Raw genomic sequence first — 24,666 nt, 5'->3', positions numbered from 1 at the left:
AAAAGGCGGTATTACTCCCGCCGCTTCTCACTACGTTACTTACTGATACCATTAATCTTATTCAATGTTTCTTCCATTTTGAGCGTCTCTTTACGGTTCAATGGATAGAAATAAATCAGAATGACCGCTGCCAAGAACAGGCATAAAGCCGGTAACAGATTTGCCATCGTATAGATGTTTTCCTGCACAATGCTGGTTTGCACAGCGCCGCCCGTTGACGAAGATTGATAACCAATGATGGCCAGCATAAAGCCGCCAATAGCCCCTGCGCACGCCTGGCCAACCTTGCGGGCGAAGAAGTTCACGCCATAGACGGTCCCATCTTCACGATCGCCGGTGACATACTGGTGATAATCACACACATCGGTCATAAACGCCCAAATCATCAGGTTGAATAACCCGGCCCCCAGCGTCGCCAGGAACAGGAAAACCAAATAAACCTTCGCGTCGGTAATGTGGGTGAAGTACATAATCACATACATGGCTACCGCAAAGAGCAGCGCGCCTACGCTGGCTTCTTTCTTACCAAAACGCTTCGTGAGCCAGGATGCTGAGGGTGCCAGCAAAACCAGAGAGCCAAAGGTGAAGAGCAATGCAACGGACATGGCCTCTTTGTTATGGAAATAGTCATTAAACAGGTAAGTCATGTTGGTACCAGACAACCCCTGATTAATCACAATCAGCAGATCCACAACCACTAAAACAATCAGCGCTTTATTGCGTATCAACCCCTTCAGCAGCACAGAAACCGGCATGCTCTCTTTTCTTTCCACCCGCACGCGTTCCGTCGTTAACTGACAGGTCAACGTTAAAAAGATAAACCCCAGCACAGAACAACCAATGGCAATCCAGAAGAAATGCTGCCCAGAGATCACCTGGCTTCCGTCCACCAGAGTGGTGTACATCAGGATCGGAATAAAAAAGCCGGTTGTCCCGCCACCGATGGCGGACCCTACGCTGCGCCAGGTTGACAGCGATACGCGATCTTCCGGATTCGAGCTAATCGCCGCAGACATGGCGCCATACGGAATACTCACTGTCGATAACAGCGAACCGTAAATAAAATAGGAACAGCAGATGTAGATAATTTTCGCCGTATAAGAAAAATCATGCACAAACGGCAGGAACAGAACGACCGCAATGATGCAAAACGGGTACTTCATGCGGCGCACCCAGGGGTTAAATCGTCCATGAGCCGTCAGTTTAGAGGTATCACATAAGCGCCCTACGCCAACGTCGACAAACGCATCAAAGAGTTTGGTCACAAAATAGAGTGAACCAACAATAACACCGGAAATACCGAGTACGTTGGTGTAATAAATCATTAAAAAACTATTTACCAGTCCAAGAATAAAACAGGTTCCGAGGTCACCACATAAATAACCGAATTTATCTCTTAATCCGAAAGGCCTGACGGCAATATTTTGATTGCTTCCGATCATTGTTCCATCATTAGACATGATGTTAACTCCTTAGACACATTATTCACGCAAACTATGCGTATACCGATGCTCAGCGTAATAAATCGATACGAAGTGTATTAACGGTCAGAAGTTATAACCGAGACCAACGCGATAGCGGGTCTGACGATCGTCTGTGGTTGTGGTGTTATACCCCGAGGAAACGTTACCTACCTCAACAAATGGAACCCATGAGCCTATTTTATATGCCACACGGAAGTTATATTCGTAATCGTCTTTTCGGTTGTTATATAAATCTTCGCTATCGGCAATTTTATAAATGCCATTTAGCTCAAACATCCAGTCATTGATGTTATAACCGAGCCATGCTTCCGGACGATAGACCATGCGGTCATCCTTGCCGTCAGTGTTTCTGCGCATGTACTCCTGACGATAGCGGAACGCGGTCCACCAATGGTCATTGATGTTATACTGCACGCGGATATAAGGCTTATAAATCGCGATGTTATCGCCCGTTTCGATCGCAATACCCGGCTGCCAGACAAGGTCCTTCCAGGTGAACTGGTAGCTCGCCGTATACTCGTTGCCATTACTTTCCATATTATTCCACGCATCATTAGATTGCGTATTTTCGGAACGTGAAATGGCCTCGACTGCCACACCAAAACCCGTAGCAAAACGATGCGACATATAAACACGGTCGTAATTACGACCATCATCATAATATTCATGTCGATAATCAACATAACCCGCTTGCGCGGCCGCAGAGAATAATGAAATCAGTAATAACGTGGATTTAAATTTCATGACCATCCCTCTTCACACTAAATCTAGGAAATTGCCCATCTCGCTCCGTCCATAAATGAAGAAACGATGAAGGAATAAGAATAATTTTATATTTCCACGAAAGTGTATTTTAGAAAGAAGGAAGAAACCTTTGGTATTTTGCCAAAGATTGGCATAAGTGGCAAAAACAAGAAGATAAAAAGGACGCAGATCACCAGTTGAAACATTTTATTGTAAAAATAAAAACGCTGTTTTATTTATTAAATAAAAGACATTATTCAATACATCAATACGAATTTCAGTCTGCAGGCGCAGATACAAAAAAAGCGCCATAAGGCGCTTTTTTCTGACAGCTGAAACTTACTTGCTGCCTGGGATGCTGAAACGCTTGTTGAAGCGATCAACACGGCCACCGGTAGCAACATCACGCTGCTTGCCAGTATAGAACGGGTGGCACTGACCGCACACGTCCAGGTTCAGATCGTGACCGACGGTAGAGCGGATTTTCATGACGTTACCGCAAGAGCAGTTTGCAGTAATTTCTTCGTATTTCGGGTGAATATCTTTTTTCATGGGAAAACCTCGGTTTAAGGCCGCGTCGCTCTTCCAGCCCTAACGCCAGACACCACGCGATGTTAATTATTCCCCGTCACCTTTCACGCTGCATCAACAGCCTGAAACTCTCGGGTAATGGTCATTGTTTGACGCAATCAATTTGCATCAAAGGCGGCGAATCATACAGAAATTAACCTGCTCATGCAAACTGATCCGCATTCTACCCTTCACTAATGTGTATACTAACCCGCCAGATTTCAAGTCAGGATGATTCAATGCCCGTTGCGCACGTTGCCTTACCCGTTCCGCTACCTCGCACCTTTGACTACCTTCTGCCAGAAGGCATGAGCGCCAAAGCTGGGTGTCGTGTACGCGTGCCCTTTGGCAAGCAACAGGAGCGCGTGGGCATCGTTCTATCCGTCAGCGAGCACAGCGAACTGCCGCTGAGCGAATTGAAAGCCGTTCTCGAAGTGCTGGACAGCGAGCCGGTTTATTCGACCTCCGTCTGGCGTCTACTGTTGTGGGCGGCTGACTATTATCACCATCCTATCGGCGACGTACTGTTTCACGCCCTGCCGATTCTGCTGCGCCAGGGACGCCCGGCGACAAACGCGCCTATATGGTACTGGTTTGCCACTGAAGAAGGTCAGGTTATTGATCTCAACAGCCTCAAGCGCTCTCCCAAGCAACAGCAGGCGCTGGCTGCGCTACGCCAGGGAAAAATCTGGCGCGACCAGGTGGCTGAGCTCGAATTTAATGACGCCGCATTACAGGCGCTGCGGAAAAAAGGGCTGTGCGATCTGGCGAGCGAAACGCCTGGTTTTAGCGACTGGCGTACCCACTACGCGGTTTCCGGTGAGCGTCTTCGACTGAACACCGAGCAAGCCACCGCCGTCGGAGCAATTCACAGCGCCGCGGACAGTTTTAGCGCCTGGCTATTAGCGGGCGTGACGGGCTCAGGCAAAACAGAGGTCTATCTAAGCGTACTGGAAAATGTCCTGGCCCAGGGCAAACAGGCGCTGGTGATGGTGCCGGAGATTGGCCTGACGCCGCAAACTATTGCCCGTTTTCGCGAACGCTTCAATGCGCCAGTCGAAGTCCTGCACTCCGGTTTGAACGACAGCGAACGTCTTTCGGCCTGGTTGAAAGCAAAAAATGGCGAAGCGGCGATTGTTATCGGCACGCGCTCGTCGCTGTTTACACCGTTTAAAAATCTCGGCGTGATTGTCATCGACGAAGAGCATGACAGCTCTTATAAACAGCAGGAAGGCTGGCGCTATCATGCGCGCGATCTCGCGGTTTATCGCGCCCACAGCGAGCAGATCCCGATTATTCTCGGCTCAGCCACTCCGGCTCTGGAAACGCTGTGCAACGTGCGACAGAAAAAATATCGCATGCTACGCCTGACGCGACGTGCCGGAAATGCGCGCCCCGCCACTCAGCACGTGCTGGATCTCAAAGGTCAGCAGGTGCAGGCCGGACTCGCCCCTGCGCTTATCACCCGTATGCGTCAGCACCTGCAGGCGGATAACCAGGTGATTCTGTTTTTGAACCGCCGGGGCTTTGCTCCTGCGCTGCTGTGCCATGACTGCGGCTGGATTGCCGAATGTCCGCGCTGCGATCACTACTACACGCTGCATCAGGCACAGCACCATTTACGCTGCCACCACTGCGACAGCCAGCGCCCAATACCACGTCAGTGCCCTTCCTGCGGCTCAACGCATATGGTTCCGGTTGGACTCGGCACCGAACAGCTTGAGCAGGCTCTGGCCCCTTTTTTCCCCGGCGTGCCAATCTCACGCATCGATCGCGACACCACCAGCCGTAAAGGGTCGCTGGAGCAGCATCTGGCGGAAGTACATCGCGGCGGCGCACGAATTCTGATCGGCACGCAAATGCTGGCCAAAGGCCACCACTTCCCGGACGTCACCCTGGTGGCGCTTCTGGACGTTGACGGCGCGCTGTTCTCTGCAGATTTCCGGTCAGCAGAACGCTTCGCCCAGCTTTACACGCAGGTCTCCGGGCGAGCAGGACGCGCCGGGAAACAGGGCGAAGTGGTGCTACAAACGCACCATCCTGAGCATCCGCTGCTGCAAACTTTGCTGTACAAAGGTTATGACGCGTTTGCCGAGCAGGCGCTGGCCGAGCGACAAACGCTCCAGCTTCCACCGTGGACCAGCCATGTGATCGTGCGGGCAGAAGATCATAACAACCAGCATGCGCCTATGTTCTTACAACAGTTGCGAAATCTGATCCAGGCCAGTCCGCTTGCCGATGACAAACTGTGGGTGCTCGGCCCGGTTCCCGCCCTGGCTCCCAAGCGCGGCGGTCGCTATCGCTGGCAAATTTTGTTGCAACATCCGTCGCGAATTCGCCTGCAGCATATCGTCAGCGGCACGCTGGCGCTGATCAATACGTTACCCGATGCACGTAAGGTTAAATGGGTGCTGGATGTCGATCCCATCGAGGGATAATCCCTCACGATGCGAGGCGGATCGTAAAATTAAAGATCCATCACACTTTTTATGAAAATTCTGTAACCGCTTCCATTAACTATCTGATAAAAATGTTTCAGATGAAGGCTATTCAAGGACGAGTCTGTGCCAGCAGCTCTCTGGCGAGGAGAAAGAGTGAAACCGAATAAGCAGGTTGCCGCCGCTACGATGAAAGATGTTGCTCTGAAGGCGAAAGTCTCAACGGCAACCGTATCCCGCGCATTAATGAACCCGGACAAAGTCTCGCAGTCAACCCGTAACAAGGTTGAACAGGCAGCGCTGGAAGTGGGATATTTACCCCAATCAATGGGACGCAACGTTAAGCGTAATGAATCACGTACCATTCTGGTGATTGTGCCGGATATCTGCGATCCGTTTTTTAGCGAAGTGATTCGCGGCATAGAAGTGACCGCCGCTGAGCAGGGATATCTGGTGCTTATCGGCGACTGCGCCCACCAGAATCAGCAGGAAAAGACCTTCCTCAACCTCATTATCACCAAGCAGATCGATGGCATGGTGCTGCTCAGTTCGCGCCTGCCGTTTGATGCCAGCGTGGAAGAGCAGCGCAACTTGCCGCCGATGGTCATGTCCAACGAGTTCGCGCCAGAGCTGGAACTCCCCACCGTGCACATTGATAATCTCACCGCCGCCTTCAACGCGATGAACTATCTGCTGGAACTGGGGCATAAACGCATTGGCTGTATCGCCGGACCAGAGGATATGCCGCTGTGCCATTACCGTCTGCAAGGTTACGTTCAGGCATTGCGCCGCAGTGGAATTACGGTCGATCCGCATTTCATCGCGCGCGGTGACTTTACCTATGAAGCGGGAGCCAATGCGCTTAAGCAACTCCTTGAGCTTCCACAGCCACCTACTGCGGTCTTTTGCCACAGCGATGTCATGGCGCTGGGGGCACTCTCTTACGCCAAACGTCAGGGTCTGAAGGTACCTGACGATTTATCCATCATTGGCTTTGATAATATTTCGCTCACGGAATTTTGTGATCCACCCCTGACAACCGTCGCACAGCCGCGTTTCGATATCGGACGTGAAGCTATGCTGTTACTGCTCGATCAATTACAAGGTCAGAACGTCAGCAGTGGCTCACGTTTACTGGACTGCGAGCTTATTATTCGGGGCACTACCCGGGCACTGACGTAAAGTAAAGTGCTTTCGGACTCCCCTGTCTGGTCAAAGGCCCGCCGCTTAAGTAACATGGCGGGCTGACGAACGAATAAATACAGCGAAACGATAGTGGCACAACGAGATTATGTACGTCGCGGCCAACCGGCACCTTCGCGGCGCAAGAAGAGCACATCACGGAAAAAACAACGCAATACGCCTGCGGTATCGCCCGCTATGGTTGCTATTGCTGCAGCCGTACTCGTGACCTTTATCGGTGGTCTGTACTTCATTACGCATCACAAGAAAGAAGAGTCCGAAACGCTGCAAAACCAGAAAGTCACCGGTAATGGCATCCCGCCAAAACCGGAAGAGCGCTGGCGATACATCAAAGAGCTGGAAAGCCGTCAGCCTGGCGTACGTGCGCCTACCGAACCGTCTGCAGGCGGCGAGGTACTGAACGCCGATCAGCTAACCAATGAGCAGCGCCAGTTGTTGGCGCAAATGCAGGCCGATATGCGCCAACAGCCAACGCAGCTCAACGAAGTACCATGGAACGAACAAACTGCTGAACAACGCCAGCAAACGCTGCAGCGTCAGCGTCAGGTGCAACAGCAGCAGTGGAATAACACCCAACAGCAGGCTCAACAGCCGCGTCAACGGGTAACAGAACAGCCGTACCAGCAGCAGCAAACGCGTACTGCGCAAACCGCACCGGTACAGCAGCCGAAGGCGCAGCCAAAACCTGCGGCCCAACAGCCGTATCAGGATCTACTGCAAACACCTGCGCATACCACCGCCGCTCAGCCGAAAACGCAGCCGGCCGCGCCGATAACAAATGAAACGCAGCCGCCAAAACAGACGGCGGAGAAAAAAGATGAACGCCGCTGGATGGTACAGTGCGGCTCATTTAAAGGCGCTGAGCAGGCAGAAACCGTGCGCGCGCAGTTGGCTTTTGAAGGCTTCAACTCACGTATTACCACCAATAACGGCTGGAATCGCGTGGTCATTGGTCCGGTCAAAGGCAAAGAGAATGCCGACAACACCATCAGCCGCCTGAAAGTTGCTGGTCACACAAACTGCATTCGACTCGCCACTGGGGGTTGAAACCCCCAAAATCCCCCCCATCTATACTTGCATTACGCCCCGCATACTGCGCGGGGCCTGTGTTTTGCATTTGTAACCAAGGGGTCTGCTCGTGACAACAATAGTAAGCGTACGCCGTAACGGCCATGTGGTAATCGCCGGTGATGGTCAGGCCACACTGGGTAACACCGTAATGAAAGGCAACGTGAAGAAAGTCCGCCGTCTGTACAACGACAAAGTCATCGCGGGCTTTGCGGGCGGTACTGCGGATGCATTCACGCTGTTTGAACTGTTTGAACGCAAGCTGGAAATGCACCAGGGTCACCTGGTGAAAGCTGCCGTTGAACTGGCAAAAGACTGGCGTACCGACCGTATGCTGCGCAAACTCGAAGCGCTGCTGGCCGTTGCGGATGAAACTGCATCACTCATCATCACCGGTAACGGCGACGTCATCCAGCCAGAAAACGATCTGATTGCCATCGGCTCCGGCGGTCCCTACGCCCAGGCTGCTGCACGCGCTCTGCTGGAAAACACCGAGCTTGGCGCACGCGAGATTGCTGAGAAAGCGTTGGATATTGCAGGGGATATCTGCATTTATACCAACCACTTCCATACCATCGAAGAATTGAACTCCAAAGCGTAAGGATCCCCCATGTCTGAAATGACCCCACGCGAAATTGTCAGCGAACTGAACAAACACATCATCGGCCAGGACAACGCTAAGCGTTCCGTGGCGATTGCCCTGCGTAACCGCTGGCGCCGCATGCAGCTCAACGAAGAGCTGCGCCATGAAGTTACGCCGAAAAACATTCTGATGATTGGCCCAACCGGCGTCGGTAAAACCGAAATCGCCCGTCGTCTGGCAAAACTGGCCAACGCGCCGTTCATCAAAGTTGAAGCAACGAAATTCACCGAAGTCGGCTATGTTGGTAAAGAAGTTGACTCTATCATCCGCGATCTGACCGATGCTGCCATCAAAATGGTCCGCGTTCAGGCCATCGAGAAAAACCGCTTCCGTGCCGAAGAGATGGCGGAAGAGCGCATTCTCGACGTGCTGATCCCACCAGCTAAAAATAACTGGGGACAGTCAGAGCAGCCGCAGGAACCTTCTGCAGCGCGTCAGGCGTTCCGTAAAAAACTGCGTGAAGGCCAGTTGGATGATAAAGAGATCGAAATCGATCTCGCGGCCGCACCGATGGGCGTTGAAATCATGGCGCCTCCGGGAATGGAAGAGATGACCAGCCAGCTACAGTCCATGTTCCAGAACCTGGGCGGTCAGAAGCAAAAACCGCGTAAGCTGAAAATCAAAGACGCGATGAAGCTGCTGATTGAAGAAGAAGCGGCCAAACTGGTGAATCCGGAAGAGCTGAAACAGGAAGCTATCGACGCCGTTGAGCAACACGGAATCGTGTTTATCGACGAAATCGACAAAATCTGTAAGCGCGGCGAATCCTCCGGCCCGGACGTGTCCCGTGAAGGCGTACAGCGCGACCTGCTGCCGCTGGTTGAAGGCTGCACGGTCTCCACTAAACACGGTATGGTGAAAACAGACCACATTCTGTTTATTGCCTCTGGCGCATTCCAGGTAGCGAAACCGTCTGACCTGATCCCGGAACTGCAGGGTCGTCTGCCGATTCGTGTCGAGCTGCAGGCGCTGACCACCAGCGATTTTGAGCGTATCCTTACCGAACCGAATGCCTCCATCACCGTCCAGTACAAAGCGCTGATGGCGACCGAAGGTGTGGACATCAACTTCACCGAATCGGGCATTAAACGCATTGCCGAAGCGGCCTGGCAGGTCAATGAAACCACCGAAAACATCGGTGCACGTCGTCTGCATACCGTTCTCGAGCGTCTGATGGAAGATATTTCCTATGATGCGAGCGATTTAAACGGCCAAAGCATCACAATTGATGCCGAATATGTGAGCAAACATCTGGATGCGCTGGTCGCAGATGAAGATCTGAGCCGTTTTATCCTATAATCGCGTTCAATGCATTTTCATCACTGTTGATGGGGCTGATAAAGCCCCATTTTTATTGGCGCTAAATATGACTGAACAACAAAAAATTAGCCGCTCACAAGCCTGGCTGGAAAGTTTACGACCTAAGACCTTACCGCTCGCCTTCGCGGCGATCATCGTCGGTACGGCATTAGCATGGTGGCAAGGATACTTCGATCCGCTGGTTGCTCTGTTGGCATTGATTACGGCAGGACTGCTGCAAATTCTGTCCAACCTCGCTAACGACTATGGCGATGCCGTCAAAGGCAGCGACAAGCCCGACCGCATTGGACCACTGCGCGGTATGCAAAAAGGGGTTATCACCCAACAGCAGATGAAGCGTGCGCTGATCGTTACCGTGGTGTTGATCTGTCTGTCGGGTCTGGCCCTGGTTGCTGTGGCCTGCCACACGCTGGCGGATTTTGTCGGTTTCCTGGTACTTGGTGGCCTGTCGATTATCGCGGCGATCACCTACACCGTGGGTAATCGCCCTTACGGATATATCGGTCTGGGCGATATTTCCGTGCTGGTATTCTTTGGCTGGCTTAGCGTGATGGGAAGCTGGTATCTGCAGGCGCATACGCTGATTCCGGCGCTGATTCTGCCTGCCACCGCCTGTGGCCTGCTGGCAACTGCCGTGCTCAACGTCAACAACCTGCGCGATATCAACAGCGACAGAGAGAACGGCAAGAACACGCTGGTAGTACGTTTAGGTGCCGTCAATGCCCGCCGCTACCATGCCTGCCTGCTGATGGGTACGCTGGTCTGCCTGGCGCTGTTTAACCTGTTTTCGCTACAAAGTCTGTGGGGATGGCTGTTTATCCTTGCCGCTCCGCTGCTTTTCAAACAGGCGCGTTACGTGATGCGCGAAATGGATCCTGCGGCAATGCGTCCGATGCTGGAACGCACCGTAAAAGCGGCGCTATTAACTAACTTGCTGTTTGTCGTTGGAATTTTCTTAAGTCAGTGGTCTCTTTAACTGACAAATATCAATTAACAATTGATGATTTTGCCAACAGTACACATAGCGCGATATACTAAAAATTCTCGCAGCAACTGAACGTTAAGCCTATGAAATACGATACATCCGAGCTTTGTGACATCTATCAGGAAGATGTCAACGTCGTGGAACCGCTGTTCTCTAACTTTGGAGGACGGTCGTCGTTTGGCGGACAAATCATCACGGTAAAATGTTTCGAGGACAACGGGTTGCTGTACGATCTGCTCGAACAAAATGGCCGTGGTCGCATTCTGCTGGTCGATGGCGGCGGTTCTGTCCGTCGTGCGCTGGTCGATGCCGAACTGGCACGACTGGCCGTACAGAATGAATGGGAAGGTCTGGTCATCTACGGCTCAGTCCGCCAGGTAGACGATCTGGAAGAACTGGATATCGGCATTCAGGCGATTGCCGCAATTCCGGTAGGTGCTTCAGGAGAGGGGATTGGGGAAAGCGATGTGCGCGTCAACTTTGGCGGCGTGACATTCTTCTCCGGCGACCACCTGTACGCCGACAACACCGGGATAATCCTCTCCGAAGACCCGCTCGATATCGAGTAAGTGAAAAAGGCCATCAGCAAGTTTGATGGCCTTTTATTTTCTTCATTCATCCGATTTGTAGTGAATGACCTTAACATCATAATTCCCAGCTCTTGCTTCAACAACGACACTCATCATCTCGCGACTTGCAGGATAAGATTCAACGTATACGTTTAATTTTTCTTCTGCTCTGTGAATATCATTCTTAGGTATCCCCGTAAAAACTATTTCACTGCGTTGAAGATGGCTAATCTCATCTGTATGGCTTACAAAAAACCAGTCGCTGGATACCCTTGGAACCTGTTTAATCAATTTCGGCGTTAATAATTGATAAATTAATAAATCATGCTGCGTATAGCATTTTTTTGTAAAGACACTCACCATGAAATAACAATAAAGCAGCGCAAAAAAAAGCATAGATACAATAATAACACCTAATCGTCGAAACGTCATATACGGCGTTCCCGAACATAATTTGGATTCACAACTGGTTTTATTACATCCATAAATAAGTGTAAGGCCAAAAATCCTGTAAGGATTCGAAACGATGTGACGTACTCAAGAATATAGACAAAGCAATACCTTGCAGAATTCGCTCCTGCAATCCTCGTCGCACCATGAATCTACGATATATACCAGTATTAATATTTAGACCGTGAATGCTTTTAGACATACTTTGATGGTAATTTACTTCATAAAATTCACTATCACCACCACGAGGTCTTGTCATTTCAAACCATAATTTTTCAGCGCCTGCCGGATTAGCGTGGCCTAAATCAATCCACCCTAGATTATCTGTATAGATAAGACCATATCTAATATCTCTGGTGATAAATCGATCCGAATTATCAATAATATCGTTTCTTTTTGTCATATCGTATTCTTTGAAATTTGAGAATTACGATATCCTAAAGTCTACATAGTAAAAAGGCATCCATTATGGATGCCTTTTTAAAGAAATCAGAATTAGACTTCTTCCATACGCCCCAACAGGGCATGCAGACGATCCTGCCAGCCGTTCTGCTGTTCTTTCAGGTTGTTGTTCTCACGCTCCAGCTCTTCACGCTGCTGCTGTGCAGACTGAACTTCCTGCGACAGTGAGTTGTTCTTTTCTTTCAGCTCTTCGATTTCCATCTGCAACAGCGTGATGGTATCAATCGCCTGCTGTACTTTTGCTTCCAGTTTCTCAAACACTTCTAATGACATCGTCATACCTCTCCTGAATTGCAAGGCGTTGATGGATAAAAATCCTCGTCCCGATAACCGGCGACGCCTTAATAAAAACGAGCGCACTCTACTTAACACCGATTGTATGAAGCCGCGTCATCCCTGTCCAGCGGCATCCCGCGCAGATTGCGGTTTGCAACACTTTTCGTCTTTCTCCTGGTGACATTACTATCATAACTCTTAAGTGTTAACGAATTGATCATTGAAATGATTCAGCTCACACTATTTTTGTATAACAAATACCGCGAAATGGCGCGATAACGCTCATTTTGTTGATGGAGTACACACATTTCAATTTCGATATTTCTCGTTTTTGAGCGTTAACGATAAATTAACAGTGTGCCTACCGGCTCCGGGGATGTCAGTGACCTTCTCGCATACAATAAACATTAAACTCTCTTCAGGATCCGATTATGAGTCAAACATCAACCTTAAAAGGCCAGTGCATTGCTGAATTCCTCGGTACCGGGTTGTTGATTTTCTTCGGTGTGGGATGTGTCGCTGCACTCAAAGTTGCTGGGGCTACTTTTGGTCAGTGGGAAATCAGTATCATCTGGGGTCTGGGGGTAGCGATGGCTATCTATCTGACCGCAGGCGTTTCTGGTGCACACCTGAATCCAGCGGTAACCATCGCACTCTGGCTGTTCGCCTGTTTTGATAAACGCAAAGTTGCTCCTTTTATTATTTCGCAAATTGCCGGCGCCTTTTGCGCAGCGGCACTGGTTTACGGGCTTTATTACAATCTTTTCATCGATTTCGAACAAACTAACCATATCGTGCGCGGCAGTACCGAGAGCCTGGGTCTGGCAGGTACTTTCTCGACCTATCCGAACCCGCATATCAATTTTGTGCAGGCCTTCGCGGTTGAAATGGTCATTACCGCTATTCTAATGGGGCTGATTCTGGCTCTGACCGACGATGGTAACGGTGTACCTCGTGGTCCGCTGGCACCACTGCTGATCGGCTTGTTGATTGCCGTTATTGGTGCTTCCATGGGTCCGCTGACAGGTTTTGCGATGAACCCGGCACGTGACTTCGGACCGAAACTCTTCGCCTGGATGGCCGGATGGGGTGAGATTGCCTTCACGGGTGGTCGTGATATCCCTTACTTCCTGGTCCCGGTGTTTGGCCCGATTACCGGCGCGATTTTAGGCGCATGGGCATATCGCAAACTGATTGGTCGCCATTTACCGTGCGATGTCTGCGCGATTGAAGAGAAAGACGTTGCGACCAACACTCAACAAAAAGCTTCGCAGTAATGTGACTACGGGACAAATAATCATGACTGAAAAAAAATATATCGTTGCGCTCGACCAGGGCACCACCAGCTCCCGCGCGGTCGTAATGGACCACGATGCGAATATCGTTAGCGTTTCACAGCGCGAATTCGAGCAAATCTACCCGAAAGCAGGTTGGGTAGAACATGACCCAATGGAAATTTGGGCGACCCAAAGCTCCACGCTGGTAGAAGTTCTGGCGAAAGCCGATATCAGTTCCGATGAAATTGCAGCGATCGGTATTACCAACCAGCGTGAAACCACCATCGTCTGGGAACGTGAGACCGGTAAACCTATCTATAACGCAATTGTGTGGCAGTGTCGTCGTACCGCGGATATCTGCGAAAAGCTCAAGCGCGACGGTATGGAAGAGTACATCCGTAATAACACGGGTCTGGTAATTGACCCGTACTTTTCCGGCACTAAAGTGAAGTGGATCCTCGACCACGTGGAAGGCTCACGTGAGCGCGCTCGTCGCGGCGAACTGCTGTTCGGTACGGTAGACACCTGGCTTATCTGGAAAATGACGCAGGGACGCGTACACGTAACGGATTACACCAACGCCTCTCGTACCATGCTGTTCAACATCCACTCCCTGGACTGGGATGACACGATGCTGGATGCGCTGGATATTCCGCGTGCAATGCTGCCAGAAGTGCGTCGTTCTTCTGAAGTGTACGGCCAGACCAACATCGGTGGTAAAGGCGGCATTCGTATTCCTATCTCCGGTATTGCCGGTGACCAGCAGGCCGCTCTGTTTGGCCAGCTGTGCGTGAAGGAAGGGATGGCGAAAAACACTTACGGTACCGGCTGCTTCATGCTGATGAACACTGGCGAGAAAGCCGTTAAGTCCGAAAATGGACTACTGACCACCATCGCCTGCGGGCCGACCGGGGAAGTGAACTACGCGCTGGAAGGTGCGGTATTTATGGCTGGCGCATCCATCCAGTGGCTGCGCGATGAAATGAAACTCATCAGCGATGCATTCGACTCTGAATATTTCGCCACCAAAGTGAAAGATACCAACGGCGTGTACGTCGTTCCGGCATTCACAGGCCTTGGCGCACCGTACTGGGACCCGTATGCACGCGGAGCCATCTTCGGCCTGACCCGTGGCGTAAACTCCAACCACATCATCCGCGCAACGCTTGAGTCTATCGCTTACCAGACCCGTGACGTACTGGAAGCGATGCAGGCTGACTCCGGTATTCGCCTGCACGCCCTGCGCGTCGATGGCGGTGCGGTCGCCAACAACTTCCTGATGCAGTTCCAGTCCGATATTCTCGGCACGCGCGTTGAGCGCCCGGAAGTCCGCGAAGTCACCGCATTGGGTGCGGCGTACCTTGCCGGTCTGGCAGTAGGTTTCTGGCAGAATCTGGATGAACTGCAGGAGAAAGCGGTCATCGAGCGTGAATTCCGCCCGGGCATCGAAACCACCGAGCGTAATTTCCGTTACAGCGGCTGGAAAAAAGCGGTCAAACGCGCCATGGCGTGGGAAGATCACGACGAGTAATTCGTCATTGCCGGATGGCGACTTTACCTTGTCCGGCAATATCTTCGTGCGGGGGCAACCCCGCACACACATCAATAATCTAGTCCCCTCCCCTGTGCTACACTTCGCGCCATTCCTTTCAGCTACGAGTTTGCAATGAGACGAGAACTTGCCATTGAATTTTCACGCGTGACCGAAGCGGCCGCGCTGGCTGGCTATAAATGGCTGGGCCGCGGCGATAAAAATACCGCTGATGGCGCGGCGGTGAACGCCATGCGTATTATGCTCAACCAGGTCAACATCGACGGCACCATCGTGATTGGCGAGGGTGAGATTGATGAAGCGCCGATGCTGTTTATCGGAGAGAAAGTCGGAACCGGCCACGGTGATGCGGTCGACATCGCCGTCGATCCTATCGAAGGCACGCGTATGACGGCAATGGGCCAGGCGAATGCGCTGGCGGTGCTGGCTGTAGGCGATAAAGGCTGTTTCCTGAACGCGCCAGACATGTACATGGAAAAGCTGATTGTCGGCCCTGGCGCAAAAGGGTCCATCGACCTGAACCTGTCGCTGGAAACCAACCTGCGAAACATTGCAGCCGCGCTGAACAAACCACTGAGTGACCTGACCGTCACCATCCTGGCAAAACCACGCCATGACGAGGTTATTGCAGAGATGGCGAAACTGGGCGTGCGCGTCTTCGCCATTCCTGACGGCGACGTTGCGGCCTCGATTCTGACCTGTATGCCTGACAGCGAAGTTGACGTGCTGTACGGTATTGGCGGCGCACCGGAAGGCGTGGTTTCCGCGGCCGTCATCCGCGCGCTGGACGGCGACATGCAGGGCCGCCTGCTGGCGCGCCATGACGTCAAAGGCGACAGCGAAGAGAACCGTCGTATTGGCGAACAGGAACTGGCCCGCTGCACCGCGATGGGCATTGAAGCGGGCAAAGCGCTGCGTCTGGATGAAATGGCGCGCAGCGACAACGTCATTTTCTCCGCTACCGGCATCACCAAAGGCGATCTGCTGGAAGGGATCAGCCGTAAAGGCAATATCGCAACCACCGAAACGCTGTTGATCCGCGGCAAATCACGCACGATCCGCCGCATTCAGTCGATTCACTACCTCGATCGCAAAGATCCCGATGTGCAGGCGCACATCCTGTAATTGATTTGATCAATAGAGCCTTCCAGCCCATCCGGGCTGGAAATCTTTCGTCCAACGAACGAAGATAAGGCAATCAAAGCAGACAGGAGAAAACCATGGCAGATTGGGTAACAGGCAAAGTCACAAAGGTGCAGAACTGGACCGATGCCCTGTTTAGTTTGACCGTGCGAGCTCCGGTTCTTCCTTTCACTGCAGGTCAGTTCACCAAGCTTGGCCTTGAGATCGACGGTGAGCGCGTCCAGCGCGCCTATTCCTACGTCAATGCGCCCGATAACCCCGACTTAGAATTTTATCTGGTGACGGTTCCCGACGGCAAACTCAGCCCTCGACTGGCGGCGCTAAAGCCTGGCGATGAAGTTCAGGTGGTGAGTGAGGCCGCTGGTTTCTTCGTGCTGGATGAAGTCCCTGATTGCGAAACGCTATGGATGCTGGCAACCGGCACGGCTATCGGCCCGTATTTGTCGATTCTGCAACTAGGCAAAGATCTGGGTCGCTTTAAAAATCTGGTGCTAGTCCACGCCGCACGCTATGCCGCCGATTTGAGCTACCTGCCATTGATGCAGGCGCTGGAAAAGCGCTACGAAGGTAAATTACGCATCCAGACGGTTGTTAGCCGTGAGACAGCCGTAGATTCGCTGACCGGGCGTGTACCGGCGCTGATTGAAAGCGGTGAACTGGAAAAGGCGGTAGGGCTGCCAATGGATAAAGAAACCAGCCATGTGATGTTGTGCGGAAATCCACAAATGGTACGCGACACGCAGCAACTGCTGAAAGAGACCCGGCAGATGACCAAACATCTGCGCCGTCGACCGGGCCATATGACTGCTGAACACTACTGGTGAGGGTTGCCGGGAGGCGCTTGCGCTTCTCCGGTCGACAACTACTGGCGCTCGGCTTTGTACTTTACGTCCTGCGTATCCTTACCATATTTATTTTCGTCCTGGGTGCCAATGAACGCGCCCAGATCGATGAGCATGCCGACCAGAATGAGCGTCGGAACAAAGCGACCAACCGCCCATTGCCAGACGCCGGGTAACATCGTCCAATTTCCGGCCAGCAGCATCCACGCCAAAATCATCAGCAGCGCCCACGCTCCAGAACGTCCCCGATCGTGCAGGCGTTTTACCGTCACTGCCGCCGTCGGCCATAGCAGACAAACCAGACAAAATGCCGCAGTCTGAATATCGAGTAATTGCTTGCTCGCCAGCGAGAACAAAACCAGCATTCCGACGATCCACAGACCTATCCAAATCCAGAAATCACAGCGCCCGATGCGCCCTTTAAATGAGAATAACCACTGCTGTATGGTCATGTAAGTTCCTTTATTATTACCTTCCAGAACAGTTTACCCTTTTGACAAGCCCGACAGTTACCGTTTTAATCGTGAGCAGTCATAACGAAAGGTACGATTGATGAAGCAAGGATTTACACTGTTTTTATTATTGTTTTCAGCCTTCACCGCGAGCGTTGCGGCACGGGCGGAAGAGCCATCGACGGCAACCACGGCCCCCTATTTACTGGCGGGTGCGCCGACCTTTGACCTGTCGATTAGCCAGTTTCGCGAAAACTTTAATACGCAGAATCCGAAGCTTATCCTGAATGAGTTCCGCGCCATCGACAGCAGCCGCGATCGGGCGAACCTCACCCGCGCGGCCAGTAAAATCAATGAAAACCTGTATGCGTCCTCCGCCCTTGAGCGCGGCACGCTAAAAATCAAAAGTATGCAGATAACCTGGTTGCCGATTCAGGGACCAGAACAAAAGGCGGCCAAAGCGAAAGCGCTGGAATACATGACCGCCGTCATTCGTACCGTCGCGCCGCTACTGACGAAAGAGCAGAGCCAGAAAAAGCTGCAAAAACTGCTCGCTGCCGGCAAAGGTAAACACTATTACGCCGAAACAGAAGGCGCAATTCGCTATGTTGTGGCAGATAACGGTGAAAAAGGGCTGACCTTCGCTGTTGAACCGATTAAGCTGGCACTATCAGAAAGTCTTGAGAAGGCGAATTGATGACAAAAAGCAAAGCCTTTCCGCAGACGAATCTCTATACTGTTTCACAGACCATGCTGCCCTGACGGGCGGCCATATTCCTTAATTCGCTGACAAGCGTGGAGAAATGAAATGCGACATCCTTTAGTGATGGGTAACTGGAAACTGAACGGCAGCCGCCACATGGTAAACGAACTGGTTGCTAATCTGCGTAAAGAACTGGCTGGCGTTGCTGGCTGTGCAGTAGCAATCGCTCCGCCGGAAATGTATATCGACCTGGCGAAACACGCCGCTGCCGGTAGCCACATTATCCTGGGCGCGCAGAACGTTGACCTGAACCTGTCTGGCGCATTTACCGGTGAAACAAGTGCTGAAATGCTGAAAGATATCGGCGCGCAGTACATCATTATCGGTCACTCTGAACGTCGTACTTACCACAAAGAGTCTGACGAGCTGATCGCTAAAAAATTCGCCGTGCTGAAAGAACAAGGTCTGACTCCGGTTCTGTGCATCGGTGAAACCGAAGCAGAAAACGAAGCGGGCAAAACTGAAGAAGTCTGTGCACGTCAGATCGACGCCGTTCTGAAAACTCAGGGCGCGGCAGCATTCGAAGGCGTCGTTATCGCTTACGAACCAGTTTGGGCTATCGGTACCGGTAAATCTGCAACTCCTGCTCAGGCTCAGGCTGTTCACAAATTCATTCGTGACCACATTGCTAAAGCTGACGCGAAAATCGCTGAACAAGTTATCATCCAGTACGGCGGTTCCGTAAACGCAGCGAACGCAGCAGAACTGTTCGCTCAGCCGGACATCGATGGCGCGCTGGTTGGCGGTGCTTCTCTGAAAGCAGATGCCTTCGCGGTCATCGTTAAAGCAGCAGAAGCGGCTAAACAGGCGTAATGCTGTTGAGGCGGGTAGCGCTTCGCTGACCCGTCCTCCAAGACTGTAGGCCCGGTAAGCGTTAGCGCTACCGGGCTTTTTTTACAACTTACCCAACACGCTAAACCACAGATAATCCAGCGGCAGAAGAAGCAGATATGTTGCCGTCGCCAGCGCGATACACAGCAGCATCCCCGCCCTCGCAGGCACTTTCCCAAGCGCCATCGCCACCACAATCGGCGAAGCCTGATACGGCAGTAGCGGTGTGGAATACCCCAATACCTGAATCATAATTACCGACAGCAGCGGGAACCCAGTCGCATCGGCAAAACTTTGCGCCAGAGTGGTATACAGCGCCGGAACGCCGTTCGCCGTCATAATAAAATTGAGTGCGGTGGTAATGCCGGTCAGCGCGAGAAAGCTGGTAAATGGTTTTTCCGCATCCAGCGGCATCACCTGTAACAGCGCCTCGCCCACTGCATTGCCAATGCCGGTCTGGGTAACGGTAATTGCCAACCCCAGAATCCCCGCCACGTAAATGCAGGTCCTGATATTTACCCCGGAGGAAAACTCGTCGCCATTGATAAAACCAACCCGTGGTAGCAGCGTGATAACCGCCGCCGCCAGCCCGGTCCACGCAGGCCCTATACCGTGCCAGCTTTCACTTACCCACAGCAGCAGCACCACTGCTAGCATCCAGGCCAGGCGTTTTTCATCCCGGCTCATTGGTTCCGCTGGCGTGAGATCGCGCGGTGCGTGGGGCTTGCCAGGGAACAGCCAGCAGATAAGCATGATGAGCACCGCGCCTTTAAGCCAGCCCAGAACCGGCGTATGCAGCAGCAAATAGGGAAGATAATTGAGGTGGATGCCGTAAGAGCCTTCCGCCGCGCCGCTCATTACCAGATTTGGCACGTTAGCGGGTAAAATCGTCGCGGAAAGCTGGAACGTCCCAAACCCGACGGCCAGCGCCAGACCATACCAGGCGCGCGTACCCTCGTTAATTCCGGCACGCTTCGCCATTGCGGCAACAATCGGCATCAGCAGCGCAATACGCCCCATATTGGACGGCATCACAAACGCCAGCGCGTAACTGAGCAGCACCACGCTCGCTACCATTAACGGCCAGGAATCGGTCAATCGCGATGACAGCGCTCTCGCCGCCCTGTCCGCCAGCCCCGTTTTGCGAATCGCGATACCCAGCACAAAACCACTAAAGACCAGCCAGAATGCCGAAGACGCAAATCCGCCAAAGATCACATCCGCAGGTGCGATTTTGGCGACCATTGCTACGGCAAAGAACAGCAGCGCCGTTATAAACTCCGGCAGTAGCGACGTCGCCCAGAGCAGGATGGTAATGCCAACCACCAGAGAGGGGATAAACAGAGGGTGTGTAAGCCAGAGCGACATGCCTGTCTCCTGTTGTTTTTTTCAACAAGAATACGGGGACAGACATGCGGAGTAAATGCCAGATTAGGTGGGGTTAACGCAGAATATCACATTGATGATCCTGAATTTCCTCAGCGGAGGCGAGATTGAGCGACAACAGATTGCGCTGGGTCGCCAGCAGGACAAAGGACTCATCGCTCTGACGCACCATCGCCAGCGCATAGCTGCCCATGTGCTCACGCGCATCCGGCACCTCTTCTGCCAGCATCATAAACGGGCTGCGTTGCGCCAGTTCATTTTCCGTGACGCGACGCGCCAGATATTCATGACCGCGCAGCCCACCCGGTAATGGCAGCCAACGAGTGCTGATTTTCGCCAGATTGTCATCCAGCTGTTTTCTGACATCGGTTCGCAGGCAGGAGATATGAATATGCAGATGATTTTGCGTACGCCCGCTACGCGAGTTAATGGTCAGCGATACCGCTTTGTCAGGGATTTCCTGACCGTATTTTTGGCTCATAAAGCTGCGCGCCTGCCAGGCCAGCCAGAAAAAGTTCGGCGTACCTGATTTCAGCAGCAGCGGGCTTTCCGTTCCGTTGATGCGCCAGGTCGGCATCAACAGGTATTGCAGTGGGCCGTTACGATCCTTGAACACCACATATCCGGCATCCGGCTTCACTTCGGCGCACGGCGTGGGATCCTGCTGCTGCAACTGGTGCGGCAGGCATTGCTGAAGAACAATCTGGCGTAATGCGTCCGGGTTACCAGTGAATTTCCAGTACCCGATACCTGCAGCAGCGGCGACTACAATCACCGCCAGCAAAAGATAGCCTGCTTTTTTCATTACGCGTTCCCTGTATCTCATTGAAGGGCAAGAGTAACGCAAAACCATGACAAATAAAAAACCCGGTCGCGTTATGCCACCGGGTCGGTAAATCACAGACTTATTTAGCGCTTGCTGATCTGGTCAAACGTACCACCGTTAGAGAAGTGCTCTTTCTGTGCTTTCGTCCAGCCGCCAAACTCTTCGTCGATGGTGAACAATTTCAGCTTCGGAAATGCATTTTCGTATTTCTTCGCAACGTCTGCATCACGCGGACGATAGTAGTTTTTCGCTGCAATTTCCTGACCTTCCGGAGAGTAGAGATATTTCAGGTAGGCTTCCGCCACCGTTTTGGTGTCTTTCTTTTCCACGACTTTATCGACCACAGAAACGGTCGGTTCCGCGAGGATAGATTCACTCGGCGTCACTATCTCGAATTTGTCTTTGCCCAGCTCGTTTGTCGCCAGCAGGGCTTCGTTTTCCCAGGCGATCAGCACATCACCGATACCGCGCTCAACGAAGGTATTGGTTGAGCCACGCGCCCCGGAGTCCAGCACTTCAACATTCTTATACAGGGCCTTCACGAAGTCTTGTGCCTTGGCCTGATCGTTGTTGTTGTGGTGCAAGGCGTAGCCCCATGCCGCCAGATAGTTCCAGCGTGCGCCGCCTGAGCTTTTCGGGTTTGGCGTAATGACCGACACGCCTGGTTTGATCAGATCGTTCCAGTCATGAATTTGTTTGGGGTTGCCTTTGCGGACCAGGAAAACGATGGTGGAGGTGTATGGCGCGGAGTTATCCGGCAGACGCTTAATCCAGTTTTTATCGATACGGCCACGTTCAGCAATGGCATCCACATCGTAAGCCAGCGCCAGCGTCACGACATCGGCTTCAATGCCGTTAATGACGGAGGTCGCTTGTTTACCCGAACCGCCATGCGACTGGCGGATCACGACGTTGTCGCCCGTTTCCTGCTTCCAGTGCGCGCTAAAGGCCTTATTGTACTGCTCGTACAGTTCACGCGTTGGATCGTACGATACGTTAAGTAACTGAATATCCTTTGCCAGAACGCTGGTCGATGCCAGCAATAATGTTAACCCTACGCCCCATTTGTTCATCGCCCAGCTCTCTTATGTGGTGTTGTGATGAGCAAAGCGTGCCAGAAAGGTATCCAAACATTAAAGAATAAAAAAAGATTTGCTATAACTTGGGGGAATAAATGCGGGGAATGGTGCCGAATGGTGGTTAGCGGCTCATCAGGCCTACAAGTCTTTGCAACCTGTAGGCCTGATGCGCTTAGCGCCATCAGGCGCGGAAAAAACAATCAGTACAGTTTTTTCGCGCAGTCCAGCCAGTCACCTTTGAACGGACGCTTCATGTTTTCAATCGCGTCGATGATGTCGTGGTGAACCAGTTGCTCGTTCTGAATACCTACACAGCGACCGCCGTGACCGGCCAACAGCAGTTCAATGGCATATGCGCCCATACGGGACGCCAAGATACGGTCGTAAGGCACCGGAGAACCACCACGCTGGATGTGACCCAGTACGGTTGAGCGCGTTTCACGACCCGTTTCTTTCTCGATGTAATGCGCCAGTTCGTCAACGTCACACATGTGCTCAGTGATCGCCACAATCGCGTGTTTTTTACCTTTCGCGATGCCTGCTTTGATTTCAGCAACCAGATCGTCACGGCTGAATTCCACTTCCGGAACCACCACGAACTCACAGCCGCCAGCAATGGCAGCCGCCAGGGTCAGATCGCCACAGTAGCGGCCCATCACTTCAACGATGGAAATACGCTGGTGAGAAGAAGAGGTATCACGCAGACGGTCAATCGCTTCGACTACGGTACCCAGAGCGGTGAAATAACCGATGGTGTAGTCGGTGCCTTTGATATCGTTGTCGATAGTGCCAGGCAGACCGATGCATGGGAAGCCCATTTCAGTCAGGCGTTTTGCCCCCATGTATGAACCATCACCACCGATAACAACCAGTGCGTCAATGCCACGCTTTTTCAGGTTTTCGATAGCCACGGCACGCACGTTTTCGTCGCGGAATTCCGGGAAGCGGGCAGAACCGAGGAATGTACCGCCACGGTTGATCATGTCGGACACGCTGTAGCGGTCAAGTTGAACCATACGGTCTTCATACAAACCCAGGTAGCCATCATGGATCCCCATGACTTCCAGCCCTTCCGTCAACGCTGCACGTACAACACCACGGATTGCTGCGTTCATGCCCGGCGCATCACCGCCGCTTGTCAACACACCGATTTTCTTAATCATGACTACCTCTGAACTTTGGAATGCAAAATGAAATCTGCTGCCGGAAGTCGATTCCGCATATCGAAACGATCCAACGAATATGCAGATAGTATAACAATCACTTCCTGCTGAATTGATTCAGGTCAGGCCAAATGGTGGTAATTTATACACAAAATGCTGGCCCGGTTCACTTTTTTTACAACGAATTATAAAAGCTCAAACATCTTGCCTTCCTTGGGTACGACCGAACAGGGATCCTGATGAATGATGACATCCGATCCCGGGAAACGCCGTAAAATTGCCTGCTCTACCTGTTCAGCCACTAAATGCGCCTGAACGAGCGGCAGATTATCTTCCATTTCCAAATGAATCTGAATAAAGCGGGTCGGCCCTGACTGCCGCGTGCGAAGATCGTGAGCGCCGCTGACTCCAGGCCATGACGTCACAATATCAATAATTTCCTGACGTTCTTCATCGGGTAAAGCGCGATCCAGCAAAGACTGTACCGCCTCATAACCCATGCGTAATGCACTATATAAAATATAGATGCCAATCCCGAGCGCAAACAAGGCATCTGCGCGATGCCAGCCGTACCATGCCAGCCCAAGCGCCACGAGAATTGCACCGTTCATCATAACATCAGACTGATAATGAAGCATATCCGCCCTAACGGCCTGACTTTGCGTACGCTTCACTACCCAGCGCTGAAACGAGACCAGAATGATTGTACACACTAACGCAATGATGGTGACAACCACCCCGACGCCAGGATCTTTCATTGGCGTGGGTTGGATGAGATGCTGAATCCCGGTCAGGAATAAAAACAGCGCCGAACCGGAAATAAACATGCTTTGCGCCAGCGCCGCCAGCGATTCCGCTTTTCCGTGTCCGAACGTATGTTCATCATCGGCCGGTTGCAAAGAATAGCGCACCACCAACAGGTTGGTTAACGACGCGGCGATGTCCACCAAAGAATCCACCAGCGCAGCCAGAATACTGACCGATCCGGTGTACCACCACGCAAAAATCTTGATCAAAAGTAACAGCGATGCCATTACGGTCGCCGCGATTGCCGCCCGGCTAACCAGCCGCCCATAGGTTTGATTCATAAACACTCCTGCCAGGATATGCCGCTAGTATAACGGATGAAGTAAAACAGTC

The 24,666-nt window shown here is 52.2% G+C and carries 25 protein-coding genes; 13 read left to right on the top strand and 12 right to left on the bottom strand.

What is annotated here, in order from left to right; translation table 11 throughout:
* Positions 1 to 35 precede the first annotated feature (35 nt).
* The 3 genes from FDW87_RS10080 to rpmE all read right to left on the bottom strand — a co-directional run bounded on the left by FDW87_RS10080 (position 36) and on the right by rpmE (position 2,780).
* Complete coding sequence (locus FDW87_RS10080) at positions 36 to 1,460, bottom strand: MFS transporter (RefSeq protein WP_019077908.1); 1,425 nt, start codon at positions 1,458 to 1,460, stop codon at positions 36 to 38.
* An 87-nt stretch (positions 1,461 to 1,547) separates the two neighbouring features.
* Positions 1,548 to 2,228, bottom strand: a complete 681-nt coding sequence (locus tag FDW87_RS10075) for an oligogalacturonate-specific porin KdgM family protein (RefSeq protein ID WP_053388905.1) — start codon at positions 2,226 to 2,228, stop codon at positions 1,548 to 1,550.
* A gap of 339 nt (positions 2,229 to 2,567) precedes the next feature.
* Entirely contained in the window at positions 2,568 to 2,780 is a 213-nt protein-coding gene (gene rpmE / locus FDW87_RS10070; RefSeq protein ID WP_008787040.1) for a 50S ribosomal protein L31, read from the bottom strand.
* A gap of 257 nt (positions 2,781 to 3,037) precedes the next feature.
* Here rpmE and priA point away from each other — a divergent pair, with 257 nt between their 5' ends.
* From priA to rraA, 7 genes are all read left to right on the top strand, one after another.
* Complete coding sequence (gene priA / locus FDW87_RS10065; protein ID WP_016155264.1) at positions 3,038 to 5,236, top strand: primosomal protein N'; 2,199 nt, start codon at positions 3,038 to 3,040, stop codon at positions 5,234 to 5,236.
* 156 nt (positions 5,237 to 5,392) lie between these two features.
* On the top strand, positions 5,393 to 6,418 hold the full coding sequence (gene cytR / locus FDW87_RS10060) for a DNA-binding transcriptional regulator CytR (protein ID WP_016157916.1): 1,026 nt from the start codon (positions 5,393 to 5,395) through the stop codon (positions 6,416 to 6,418).
* Between the two features lie 93 nt (positions 6,419 to 6,511).
* Positions 6,512 to 7,486, top strand: a complete 975-nt coding sequence (gene ftsN, locus FDW87_RS10055; protein ID WP_071600361.1) for a cell division protein FtsN — start codon at positions 6,512 to 6,514, stop codon at positions 7,484 to 7,486.
* 91 nt (positions 7,487 to 7,577) lie between these two features.
* Positions 7,578 to 8,108: an ATP-dependent protease subunit HslV gene (hslV, locus tag FDW87_RS10050; RefSeq protein ID WP_003028805.1), complete on the top strand. Its 531-nt coding sequence runs from the start codon at positions 7,578 to 7,580 to the stop codon at positions 8,106 to 8,108.
* Positions 8,109 to 8,117: 9 nt separating this feature from the next.
* Positions 8,118 to 9,449 (top strand): HslU--HslV peptidase ATPase subunit, encoded by a 1,332-nt coding sequence (gene hslU / locus FDW87_RS10045; RefSeq protein ID WP_003028803.1) that lies wholly within the window; start codon positions 8,118 to 8,120, stop codon positions 9,447 to 9,449.
* A gap of 67 nt (positions 9,450 to 9,516) precedes the next feature.
* The gene (gene menA / locus FDW87_RS10040) at positions 9,517 to 10,446 is read left to right on the top strand and encodes a 1,4-dihydroxy-2-naphthoate polyprenyltransferase (RefSeq protein ID WP_016157915.1); all 930 of its coding nucleotides are present in this window, start codon (positions 9,517 to 9,519) and stop codon (positions 10,444 to 10,446) included.
* 92 nt (positions 10,447 to 10,538) lie between these two features.
* Positions 10,539 to 11,024, top strand: a complete 486-nt coding sequence (gene rraA / locus FDW87_RS10035) for a ribonuclease E activity regulator RraA (RefSeq protein WP_008787034.1) — start codon at positions 10,539 to 10,541, stop codon at positions 11,022 to 11,024.
* A 42-nt stretch (positions 11,025 to 11,066) separates the two neighbouring features.
* On the opposite strand, the gene FDW87_RS10030 is transcribed toward rraA, so the two are convergent.
* The 3 genes from FDW87_RS10030 to zapB form a co-directional block, all read right to left on the bottom strand.
* A complete protein-coding gene (locus FDW87_RS10030) occupies positions 11,067 to 11,456 on the bottom strand; it encodes a hypothetical protein (RefSeq protein WP_137379700.1) in 390 nt (129 codons plus the stop codon).
* Between the two features lie 43 nt (positions 11,457 to 11,499).
* Positions 11,500 to 11,877: a hypothetical protein gene (locus tag FDW87_RS10025; RefSeq protein WP_223307973.1), complete on the bottom strand. Its 378-nt coding sequence runs from the start codon at positions 11,875 to 11,877 to the stop codon at positions 11,500 to 11,502.
* A 92-nt stretch (positions 11,878 to 11,969) separates the two neighbouring features.
* On the bottom strand, positions 11,970 to 12,215 hold the full coding sequence (gene zapB / locus FDW87_RS10020) for a septal ring assembly protein ZapB (RefSeq protein ID WP_019077914.1): 246 nt from the start codon (positions 12,213 to 12,215) through the stop codon (positions 11,970 to 11,972).
* 428 nt (positions 12,216 to 12,643) lie between these two features.
* Between zapB and FDW87_RS10015 the strand changes: the two genes are divergently transcribed.
* From FDW87_RS10015 to fpr, 4 genes are all read left to right on the top strand, one after another.
* Positions 12,644 to 13,489 (top strand): MIP/aquaporin family protein, encoded by an 846-nt coding sequence (locus tag FDW87_RS10015; RefSeq protein WP_016155255.1) that lies wholly within the window; start codon positions 12,644 to 12,646, stop codon positions 13,487 to 13,489.
* Between the two features lie 22 nt (positions 13,490 to 13,511).
* Positions 13,512 to 15,020 carry a glycerol kinase GlpK gene (gene glpK / locus FDW87_RS10010; protein ID WP_016155254.1) on the top strand — a complete coding sequence of 503 codons (1,509 nt, stop codon included), beginning with the start codon at positions 13,512 to 13,514 and terminating at the stop codon, positions 15,018 to 15,020.
* Positions 15,021 to 15,155: 135 nt separating this feature from the next.
* A complete protein-coding gene (glpX, locus tag FDW87_RS10005) occupies positions 15,156 to 16,166 on the top strand; it encodes a class II fructose-bisphosphatase (RefSeq protein WP_016155253.1) in 1,011 nt (336 codons plus the stop codon).
* 95 nt (positions 16,167 to 16,261) lie between these two features.
* Positions 16,262 to 17,008, top strand: a complete 747-nt coding sequence (gene fpr, locus FDW87_RS10000; RefSeq protein ID WP_131380445.1) for a ferredoxin--NADP(+) reductase — start codon at positions 16,262 to 16,264, stop codon at positions 17,006 to 17,008.
* Between the two features lie 38 nt (positions 17,009 to 17,046).
* On the opposite strand, the gene FDW87_RS09995 is transcribed toward fpr, so the two are convergent.
* Positions 17,047 to 17,478, bottom strand: a complete 432-nt coding sequence (locus tag FDW87_RS09995; RefSeq protein WP_137379699.1) for a DUF805 domain-containing protein — start codon at positions 17,476 to 17,478, stop codon at positions 17,047 to 17,049.
* 100 nt (positions 17,479 to 17,578) lie between these two features.
* On the opposite strand from FDW87_RS09995, the gene FDW87_RS09990 reads away from it, so the two are divergent.
* Together FDW87_RS09990 and tpiA are read left to right on the top strand one after the other, a co-directional pair.
* On the top strand, positions 17,579 to 18,175 hold the full coding sequence (locus tag FDW87_RS09990) for a YiiQ family protein (protein ID WP_016155250.1): 597 nt from the start codon (positions 17,579 to 17,581) through the stop codon (positions 18,173 to 18,175).
* Between the two features lie 111 nt (positions 18,176 to 18,286).
* Complete coding sequence (tpiA, locus tag FDW87_RS09985) at positions 18,287 to 19,054, top strand: triose-phosphate isomerase (RefSeq protein WP_003028783.1); 768 nt, start codon at positions 18,287 to 18,289, stop codon at positions 19,052 to 19,054.
* Between the two features lie 81 nt (positions 19,055 to 19,135).
* Here tpiA and FDW87_RS09980 read toward each other — a convergent pair whose 3' ends face one another.
* The 5 genes from FDW87_RS09980 to fieF form a co-directional block, all read right to left on the bottom strand.
* Complete coding sequence (locus FDW87_RS09980; RefSeq protein WP_103284381.1) at positions 19,136 to 20,440, bottom strand: SLC13 family permease; 1,305 nt, start codon at positions 20,438 to 20,440, stop codon at positions 19,136 to 19,138.
* Positions 20,441 to 20,513: 73 nt separating this feature from the next.
* A complete protein-coding gene (locus FDW87_RS09975; protein WP_019077918.1) occupies positions 20,514 to 21,263 on the bottom strand; it encodes a CDP-diacylglycerol diphosphatase in 750 nt (249 codons plus the stop codon).
* Between the two features lie 104 nt (positions 21,264 to 21,367).
* Positions 21,368 to 22,357: a sulfate/thiosulfate ABC transporter substrate-binding protein Sbp gene (gene sbp, locus FDW87_RS09970; RefSeq protein WP_016155247.1), complete on the bottom strand. Its 990-nt coding sequence runs from the start codon at positions 22,355 to 22,357 to the stop codon at positions 21,368 to 21,370.
* 206 nt (positions 22,358 to 22,563) lie between these two features.
* On the bottom strand, positions 22,564 to 23,526 hold the full coding sequence (pfkA, locus tag FDW87_RS09965) for a 6-phosphofructokinase (RefSeq protein WP_003028778.1): 963 nt from the start codon (positions 23,524 to 23,526) through the stop codon (positions 22,564 to 22,566).
* A gap of 185 nt (positions 23,527 to 23,711) precedes the next feature.
* Positions 23,712 to 24,614, bottom strand: coding sequence for a CDF family cation-efflux transporter FieF (fieF, locus tag FDW87_RS09960; protein ID WP_016155246.1), 903 nt, complete (start codon positions 24,612 to 24,614; stop codon positions 23,712 to 23,714).
* Positions 24,615 to 24,666: the final 52 nt, after the last annotated feature.

The organism is Citrobacter sp. wls826 (assembly GCF_005281245.1).
In the GTDB taxonomy this organism is placed as follows: domain Bacteria; phylum Pseudomonadota; class Gammaproteobacteria; order Enterobacterales; family Enterobacteriaceae; genus Citrobacter; species Citrobacter braakii.
This window is presented reverse-complemented; position numbering and strand designations above follow the sequence as displayed.

Coding starts and splice junctions, on each gene's coding strand:
- FDW87_RS10080 (WP_019077908.1), bottom strand. CDS start 1,460: ATGTCTAATGATGGAACAATGATCGGAAGCAATCAAAATATTGCCGTC.
- FDW87_RS10075 (WP_053388905.1), bottom strand. CDS start 2,228: ATGAAATTTAAATCCACGTTATTACTGATTTCATTATTCTCTGCGGCC.
- rpmE (WP_008787040.1), bottom strand. CDS start 2,780: ATGAAAAAAGATATTCACCCGAAATACGAAGAAATTACTGCAAACTGC.
- priA (WP_016155264.1), top strand. CDS start 3,038: ATGCCCGTTGCGCACGTTGCCTTACCCGTTCCGCTACCTCGCACCTTT.
- hslU (WP_003028803.1), top strand. CDS start 8,118: ATGTCTGAAATGACCCCACGCGAAATTGTCAGCGAACTGAACAAACAC.
- menA (WP_016157915.1), top strand. CDS start 9,517: ATGACTGAACAACAAAAAATTAGCCGCTCACAAGCCTGGCTGGAAAGT.
- rraA (WP_008787034.1), top strand. CDS start 10,539: ATGAAATACGATACATCCGAGCTTTGTGACATCTATCAGGAAGATGTC.
- FDW87_RS10030 (WP_137379700.1), bottom strand. CDS start 11,456: ATGACGTTTCGACGATTAGGTGTTATTATTGTATCTATGCTTTTTTTT.
- FDW87_RS10025 (WP_223307973.1), bottom strand. CDS start 11,877: ATGACAAAAAGAAACGATATTATTGATAATTCGGATCGATTTATCACC.
- zapB (WP_019077914.1), bottom strand. CDS start 12,215: ATGACGATGTCATTAGAAGTGTTTGAGAAACTGGAAGCAAAAGTACAG.
- FDW87_RS10015 (WP_016155255.1), top strand. CDS start 12,644: ATGAGTCAAACATCAACCTTAAAAGGCCAGTGCATTGCTGAATTCCTC.
- glpK (WP_016155254.1), top strand. CDS start 13,512: ATGACTGAAAAAAAATATATCGTTGCGCTCGACCAGGGCACCACCAGC.
- glpX (WP_016155253.1), top strand. CDS start 15,156: ATGAGACGAGAACTTGCCATTGAATTTTCACGCGTGACCGAAGCGGCC.
- fpr (WP_131380445.1), top strand. CDS start 16,262: ATGGCAGATTGGGTAACAGGCAAAGTCACAAAGGTGCAGAACTGGACC.
- FDW87_RS09995 (WP_137379699.1), bottom strand. CDS start 17,478: ATGACCATACAGCAGTGGTTATTCTCATTTAAAGGGCGCATCGGGCGC.
- FDW87_RS09990 (WP_016155250.1), top strand. CDS start 17,579: ATGAAGCAAGGATTTACACTGTTTTTATTATTGTTTTCAGCCTTCACC.
- tpiA (WP_003028783.1), top strand. CDS start 18,287: ATGCGACATCCTTTAGTGATGGGTAACTGGAAACTGAACGGCAGCCGC.
- FDW87_RS09980 (WP_103284381.1), bottom strand. CDS start 20,440: ATGTCGCTCTGGCTTACACACCCTCTGTTTATCCCCTCTCTGGTGGTT.
- FDW87_RS09975 (WP_019077918.1), bottom strand. CDS start 21,263: ATGAAAAAAGCAGGCTATCTTTTGCTGGCGGTGATTGTAGTCGCCGCT.
- sbp (WP_016155247.1), bottom strand. CDS start 22,357: ATGAACAAATGGGGCGTAGGGTTAACATTATTGCTGGCATCGACCAGC.
- pfkA (WP_003028778.1), bottom strand. CDS start 23,526: ATGATTAAGAAAATCGGTGTGTTGACAAGCGGCGGTGATGCGCCGGGC.
- fieF (WP_016155246.1), bottom strand. CDS start 24,614: ATGAATCAAACCTATGGGCGGCTGGTTAGCCGGGCGGCAATCGCGGCG.